The 7,066-nt window shown below is 40.0% G+C and carries 6 protein-coding genes; 2 read left to right on the forward strand and 4 right to left on the reverse strand.

Annotated elements, in window-relative coordinates; all coding sequences use genetic code 11:
* Positions 1 to 194: 194 nt before the first annotated feature.
* The 4 genes from safA to nadB all read right to left on the reverse strand — a co-directional run bounded on the left by safA (position 195) and on the right by nadB (position 4,978).
* Positions 195 to 1,337, reverse strand: a complete 1,143-nt coding sequence (gene safA, locus J416_RS15105; protein WP_003469567.1) for a SafA/ExsA family spore coat assembly protein — start codon at positions 1,335 to 1,337, stop codon at positions 195 to 197.
* 137 nt (positions 1,338 to 1,474) lie between these two features.
* The gene (gene nadA / locus J416_RS09460; protein ID WP_003469569.1) at positions 1,475 to 2,578 is read right to left on the reverse strand and encodes a quinolinate synthase NadA; all 1,104 of its coding nucleotides are present in this window, start codon (positions 2,576 to 2,578) and stop codon (positions 1,475 to 1,477) included.
* 1 nt (position 2,579) lies between these two features.
* Positions 2,580 to 3,422 carry a carboxylating nicotinate-nucleotide diphosphorylase gene (nadC, locus tag J416_RS09465; RefSeq protein ID WP_003469572.1) on the reverse strand — a complete coding sequence of 281 codons (843 nt, stop codon included), beginning with the start codon at positions 3,420 to 3,422 and terminating at the stop codon, positions 2,580 to 2,582.
* The gene (gene nadB, locus J416_RS09470; RefSeq protein ID WP_003469574.1) at positions 3,419 to 4,978 is read right to left on the reverse strand and encodes an L-aspartate oxidase; all 1,560 of its coding nucleotides are present in this window, start codon (positions 4,976 to 4,978) and stop codon (positions 3,419 to 3,421) included. Before nadB ends, nadC begins: the two co-directional genes overlap by 4 nt.
* 115 nt (positions 4,979 to 5,093) lie before the next feature.
* Between nadB and J416_RS09475 the strand changes: the two genes are divergently transcribed.
* Positions 5,094 to 6,251, forward strand: a complete 1,158-nt coding sequence (locus J416_RS09475) for an IscS subfamily cysteine desulfurase (protein ID WP_003469577.1) — start codon at positions 5,094 to 5,096, stop codon at positions 6,249 to 6,251.
* Positions 6,244 to 6,777, forward strand: a complete 534-nt coding sequence (locus J416_RS09480; protein WP_003469579.1) for a transcription repressor NadR — start codon at positions 6,244 to 6,246, stop codon at positions 6,775 to 6,777. Before J416_RS09475 ends, J416_RS09480 begins: the two co-directional genes overlap by 8 nt.
* Positions 6,778 to 7,066: the final 289 nt, after the last annotated feature.

The following is a 7,066-nucleotide window of genomic DNA, read 5'->3' on the forward strand; positions in this document are numbered from 1 at the left end:
CACATATTACTGGGAAATCCCTAGCTCGATCTACTCCGTTTTCCCGGTAAATCGCACATTACTGGGAAATCTCTGGCTCGATCGACTTAGATTTCCCAGTAATACAATAGAAAGCTAGGCTTCTTCACTTCAGAAAAATGAGTCGACATGCAAAAAGACGATTCATTATGAACCGTCTTTTCAACCATATATAATTACTCGCCTCCATTTTCTTCATCACAACCACAATCTTCAGATGGACGCATTGGTTGCCATGGTTGTGATCCCATAGAAGGCTGCTGTTGGTTACCAAATGGCATCATGCCTTGCTGGAATCCACCACCTTGTGGCATGGCACCTGGCATACTTTGTCCTCCTGGGGTTCCACCTTGTGTGAGACCAGGATACATCGACGGCGATTGATTCGGTTGAGATTGTTGCCATGGTTGCATACCTTGAGATTGATTTTGTGATCCCATAAATGGCGGCATTTGTTGATTAGATTGTTGCCATGGTTGCATACCTTGTTGTCCATATGGTTGTTGCTGCATTTGTCCACTTGGCATTCCAGAAGGCTGTTGGGCTCCTTGGTATGTTTGCGGTTGTTGCATTCCACCTTGATTCCATTGCGGTTGTTGCATTCCACCTTGATTCCATTGCGGTTGTTGCATTTGTCCGCCTGGCTGCCATTGGGATTGTTGTCCCATCGGCATTTGAGAGGTTGGCGGCATTTGATGATGTGAATGCATCATTGGTTGTTCGTTGCACCCACCTGCCATTGGCCCCATCATTTGACCGCCATAACCGTACGGGATACCTTCTGAAGAATAGCAAGGGGCTTGCATTTGTGGTTGTTGCATTGGCATTTGCTGCGCTTGTGGCATCTGTTGTGGTTGTTCTTGTGCTCCTCCTACTTGTGATGGTTCTTCTGGCATTGGCGGTAATTGTTTATCAAATGTGGCATCGTTAAATTTATTCCACTTTTCGTTTTCCAATGATTGTTCTTTGTTTATCGGCATTTGATTCAAATGAAACGGTAAAGATGGCATTTCTTTTTTCAATGGCTCCCACTTCTTCCCTTCATCTTCTGTAATTTCTGGGGTAATTTGCGTTTGTTCAGGTTTTACTTCCTGTTTTTTCTTTTCAGTATTTGGCATTGTTTGTGGCTGTTGTGTTTGTGGCTGCTGTTTTTGTTTCTCTTTGTTCGTTGATGTTGGTACTTTTATTTTCATGCCTGGCATAATCATATCAGGATTGGATATCTGAGGATTGGCTGCAATAAGGTCATCAACATGAACACCATACTTTTGCGCGATTTTCCATAGTGTCTCATCTTGCTGAACGATATGAATTTTCAACAGACTAACTCCTTTCTTGATCTTGATTCTTTTCCAATGTATCGATCAAATTGGTCTTCTGTACCAATCTATGCAACCAGCCCAGATATGTTCACTAAAATCTACATCCATGGATATGATATTCTATCTTTATAAGCCTATGATAAGGATAGCATTCTCTCTAGCGCTTGTTTTGATAACGTTGCTATTTGATGCTCTACAATGATTTGGTTTGTATTCTTTCTTGCTACCACTTCTTCAAGTGACCATAATAAATGGGGTAAGTCAATCCGATTCATCGTTAGACAAGGACACGTATATGGATTTAAACTAATAATGTCTTTGTTAGGGTGTTGACCGATCAATCGATTCACCAAATTCATTTCCGTACCAATAGCCCACTTTGTGCCTTTTTCCGCTTTTTCGATCGTATCAATAATATATTTTGTTGATCCTGATAAATCAGAACGAGTGACCACTTCTCTTTTGCATTCCGGATGTACAATAATTTTCCTATCTGGATCATGTTTTCTCAGATAATCAACGTTTTTTACGGTGAAATTCTCATGAACCGAACAATGCCCTTTCCATAAAATCACTTTAATATCTTCAAGACGTCCTTCATATTCTAATTCACTATTGATCGGATTCCAAACAGCCATGTCATTGATTGAAATACCTAATGCCGCCGCAGTATTTCGGCCTAAATGTTGATCTGGTAGAAATAGTAGGCGCTGTTTTTGTGTAAATGCCCATTGAATCATCTTCTTCGCGTTTGATGAGGTTACCGTTGCTCCACCATTCTTTCCAACAAACGCTTTAATTTCAGCTGTCGAATTCACATAAGTTAATGGCAAGATCGTATCACCAAAAAGTTGTTGCAACATGTCCCAAGCTTCTTCTGTCTGTTTATGATCGGCCATATCTGCCATGGAACAACCCGCACGCATGTCTGGTAACACGACTTTTTGTTGATCTGATGTTAATATATCTGCTGTTTCCGCCATAAAATGAACGCCACAAAATACAATATATTGAGCATCTTGTTGAGCTGATAGCCGAGCTAGTTGCAAAGAATCACCGGTTGCATCCGCAAATTGAATCACTTCATCTTTTTGATAATGATGACCTGGGATAAAAAGGTCTGTCCCCATCTCTACTTTTATCTCTCGAATTCGTTTTTCCATCTCTTCTACAGATAAATGTTTATAATTTTCTGGCATCTGTTGATCTTGCGCTGTTAACAAATCGATTAATGCCATGTTATTTCCTCCCTTCATCGATCAATAAACTCAAATCAAGTGCCTTTGTTGAATGCGTAAGGTACCCTAAAGAAATGTAATGAACGCCTGTATCCCGATAAGAGGCAATATTTTTTGGTGTAATATTACCTGAAGCTTCGGTTATCATCGTCTCTGGTATGAACGAAAGCATGTTTTTTACATTCGTTGGCGTTTGATTATCCAACATGATGACATCGACTTTCGCTTCCACCGCTTCTTGTAATTGTTCGAATGTTTCCACTTCAACTTCTACTTTGACCATTGGGCCAAGGTGATTTCTTATGTTTTGTACTGCACTTCGAATCGAACCTGCACAAGCAATATGATTATCCTTCAGCATGACAGCATCATACAGCCCAAAACGATGATTTACACCTCCACCACAAGTCACTGCATATTTTTCGAACATGCGCAAACCCGGCGTTGTTTTCCTCGTATCACAAACTTTTGTTGTATTACTATTTAGCTGATCCACAGCTTCTTTCGTTATCGTTGCGATTCCACTTAACCGTTGCAAAAGATTGAGGATGACACGTTCTCCCGTTAATACAGCATGAATAGGACCTTCGATACTAACAATCACATCACCCGATTGAACGAGATCACCATCATTTTTATAAAAAGCGAAGTGCACCTGTTCTGAAAGTAATCGAAAACCTACTTGGACAATATCACAACCGCAAAAAATCCCCTTTTCTTTTGCAATAATGTGGGCATGGCACTGTTGTTCATCTGAAAATAAGATGCCATTTAAGCGATCACCGCTTCCGATGTCTTCTTGCAAAAATACCGTTAACTGCTGTCGTAAAGCGATTTGATTCAATACATTACACCTCTTTCGTTCAATACGGATTGTTGAATATAAATTGGATGTCTTTCAGCTTTTATTTTTGATTGCTTCAGAGCATCACGGCGAAAATGGGCGCCTATACTTTCTTCACGTAATAAAGCGGCTGTTGTCAGTAAACGGGCAACCGTTAATTGATGGATGGATTCAATTTGTTGGCGCGTCAAACCTTTCGTGTACAGCGAGTGATCAATAGAGGGAAATGCATCAAGCCATGATTGCATATAACGTAATCCCTCTTCATCTCTCACAACCCCAACATAGTTGTGCATGTGTTGTCTAAGTTCTTCAAGATCGGGTAATTGAAGGGAAATGCCAGTCGTTTGTGGCATCGAACGGACCATTTTTTTCCTTGTAGACGGTCGAATCTCTCGTTGTAATTCCTTAGCTACTTCTTCAGCAAACACAATGGCTTCTAACAATGAATTACTTGCCAAGCGGTTGGCCCCATGAACACCCGTACAAGCAACCTCACCAACGGCATACAGACCTGAAACAGAGGTTTTACCCGTGAGATCTGTATGTATCCCTCCCATTAGAAAATGAGCGCCAGGTATGACAGGAATATACCCATTACGCCAATCTATGTTCGATAATTCACAAATTGATGCAATCGTAGGAAAGCGTTGATCGAAATCTTCAATGTGTGAAATATCTAAAAACACTTCGTTTCCTTGCTTCATTTGATGATCAATAGCACGTGCTACTTCATCCCGTGGTGCTAAATCCCGATCAGGATGCACATCTTCCATAAATCGTTCTTGATATTGATTGACTAGAATGCCACCCTCACCTCGAACGGCTTCAGAAACTAATCGATGTTCGGCTTGATAAGAAGTATGTAGCAATGTAGGGTGGAACTGAATAAATTCGAGATCTGTTAGTTTAGCTCCTGCTCGATAAGCAATCGCTAAGCCATCACCAGTAACAGTCCAATCATTGGATGTATGCTGATACAAGCCACCGACACCACCTGTAGCAAGCACAACCGCATCAGCATAATAGCCATACATCTGATCCTGTTCATCCAACGCATATATACCACAGCAATGATTATTTTCCATGATGCACGAAACAGCGGTGTGATGGGTGAGAATACGAACGTTATCTTTTATTTTTTGCTGATAGAATTTCATAAAATAGGCTCCTGTCTGATCCCCGCCAGCATGAACAATTCGTCGATAACGATGTGCGCCTTCAGCGGTTAAATCAAGATGTCCATCTTCGTTACGATCAGCAGGAAACCCCTCTGTCAATAATTGCAGAACATGATGTTTGGCAACATATGTCATTTTCTCTACTGCTCGCTTATGATTAAAAAAACAACCTGCTTCTAATGTATCGTTGTAATGTTGTTTCCAACTGTCCTTCGAATCTATTGCAGCTGCTATCCCCCCTTGTGCTCGGTTCGAATTGTTTTGATCGATGGTTCCTTTTGTCATCACAGTTACGTCGTATTGATCTTTTAACTGATCAGCTACGGCTAAGGCAGCTAATCCTGCACCTACAATAAGAATATGTGCTCTAGCCAATACATCACCTTCTTCACTATGTGTCTTTACACATATATTTACATAATTATTTACAAAGTGCAAGAGTTTTTATACAATACAAAGGAATTCAATTCATAACTTGGAGAGGATAACCATGATTTATTGTGACTATGCAGCGACAACCCCCATGTCAGAAAAGGCGTTAGATGCCTATCAACAAGTTGCGCGTTCTTATTATGGTAATGCAAGTAGTTTACACGATGCTGGCGCAAAGGCAGGCAACCTTTTGTCACAAGCACGTCAGTCAATTGCTGCGCATTTACGTGTGCCTCATGACAGTATTGTCTTTACAAGTGGTGGAACAGAAAGTAATTGTTTAGCCATTGATACATTATTACGCTCAATCCAGAAAGAAGGGGTCAAACATATTATTAGTACGAGCTTCGAACATAGCTCGCTGTTTGATTACTTGCAATCACTTCAACAACAAGACCAATATGATGTCACGTTTCTTTCTGGAAATGAACATGGTGTGATTGAGTTATCTGAATTGCAAGAAGCGATTCAATCAAACACAGCTCTCGTTACGATTCAACATGTTAACAGTGAAACGGGTGTGATGCAGCCAATCGAAAATATTGCAACATTTTTGCAATCGCAATCAATTCTTTTTCATAGCGACTGTGTTCAGTCCTTTGGTAAAATAGATATAGTACTAGATACAATGCCAATCGACGCGATTAGTTTCTCAGGACATAAAATATTCGGTCCTAAAGGAGTAGGAGGTATTTATTTTCATCCGCGCTTAAGACTTGCTCCTCATCCCGTTCAAACCAACCATGAATTTGGTTTACGTCCTGGTACAGTAGATGTGAGTGGTATATTTAGTTTCGCCGTAGCTGTCGATGATATGTTTCACAAACAAAAGGATACATTTGCGCATTTGTGCCAATTAAGGAACAGCTTTCATCAACAATTACGCGATAAACAATTGCCGATCAAGCCCATTGTGAATGGTGATTCGCACATTTGTCCAAGTATCATTGGCTGTGAAGCTGATTATTTACAAGGGGACTACATCATGCTTGAATATAACCGTTACGGAATTTTTGTATCAACGGGTAGTGCATGTAGTATTGGCAACCATGAAACGCCACGGTCATTACAAGCGATCGGCAAGACCAATGAAGAAAGCAAACGCTATGTTCGTTTTTCATTTAGCCATCTTACGCATACGCGTGATATTGCAGATATCATTTCAGTTACAGAAACCATTTTTTCTTCCAATGAAAGGAGTCGTATCTATGAGTAAAAAGCTAACAGGTGATCATCGGCGTCAACACGTTATTGAATGGTTAGAACAAAGTGATCAACCATTAACTGGATCCGATTTAGCTAAAAAAGCAAACGTTAGTCGACAAGTCATTGTACAAGATATTACGTTGTTAAAAGCACAAAATCATCCGATTATCGCAACAAGTAATGGATATTTATATATGTCATCCCATCAAGAAAATCAAGGGTTTGAAAAAGTGATCGCGTGTAAACATACAAGTGAAGAAACGAAAGAAGAATTATATGCCATCGTTGACTGCGGGGCGATGGTGAAAGATGTCATGATTGAACACCCTGTCTATGGTGATTTAAAAGCATCGCTCATACTCAGTGACCGAGCTGAAGTGGATCAATTTGTGGAGCGAATCGAAGCAGAAAATGCACCTTATTTACTAAAATTAACTGGTGGCATACATAACCACACGATTGTAGCAAATGAACAATGGAAATTAGATAAAGCTTATCAAGCATTACATGAAAAAGGATTTTTGGTAGAAAATTAACTCAATAAACATGCCTTACTTCATTTGAACCTGAATCCGTGACAAGATAAAATAGTGAATTCCTTGCACCTCTTCATATAATTGATGTATGAACGTTGTTTATTTCAAAATATATTTCACCAGGAAGGTGTGCAAGATGAAATTCATTTTAGAGCAATCAGATGATACGTTATCGCACACATTGATGAATTGTTTTCCTAGCAAGTCTGCAAAATTTCAAAAGTGCAGGCTTATTTGACATTTGACATATTTTCAAATGATAGGGATACCGATTGGAGCGAAAGACGGC

Source organism: Gracilibacillus halophilus YIM-C55.5, assembly GCF_000359605.1.
Taxonomy (GTDB): Bacteria; Bacillota; Bacilli; order Bacillales; family Amphibacillaceae; genus Gracilibacillus; species Gracilibacillus halophilus.